A 536-nucleotide genomic window follows, 5' to 3' on the forward strand; every position below is an offset into this window, starting at 1 on the left:
TATTTAACGTGTCATAAGCGGCGACGGCTGCATCTAAATAGCTTTGTTCACCGGTGGCGCGATGCAGCCAGATGGCTGACCACACCAACTCATCGTTGTAACCGCTCCACGAGTTGTAAAAACCTGACGCATCGGTAATACAAGCACTGTACTTTCCTCTGTAGGTATTGGCGAAGCTATATAGCTGCTTGGCATGACTGATTAAGTTCGCAGAATACGCCGGGTCATCGGTTTTAAATACCATCGCAATGGCAGACAAAGCGGCCGCCGTTTCGCCGGCCAAGTCAGAGCCGGGACAAGTCGCATCGACTTTGTACGACGGCCGAGTGCTGGCCGCGCGGCTGGTCAAATGTAAAACCTCTGGCGAACCCCACCACGCGTGATCCGCACTGCCCGAGCCCACTTGGCCATACAATTCATTCGGTGCAGTGTGTGCACTCAGAAAATAATCCGCGACAAAGCGCAAATTATTTTTAATGTGCGTCATCTGACCTGTTTGTGTATAGGCCGCTGGGTACTCCACCACACCCCACGCC

At 52.8% G+C, this 536-nt stretch carries 1 protein-coding gene; it reads right to left on the bottom strand.

What is annotated here, in order from left to right:
- Nucleotides 1-523, bottom strand: a 523-nt coding sequence (locus ACFQEU_RS17905; protein WP_379784356.1) for a glycoside hydrolase family 9 protein, incomplete at its 3' end; no start/stop codon positions are given.
- Nucleotides 524-536 lie beyond the last annotated feature (13 nt).

The organism is Halorubrum tibetense, from assembly GCF_042661865.1.
Classification (GTDB): Archaea; Halobacteriota; Halobacteria; order Halobacteriales; family Haloferacaceae; genus Halorubrum; species Halorubrum tibetense.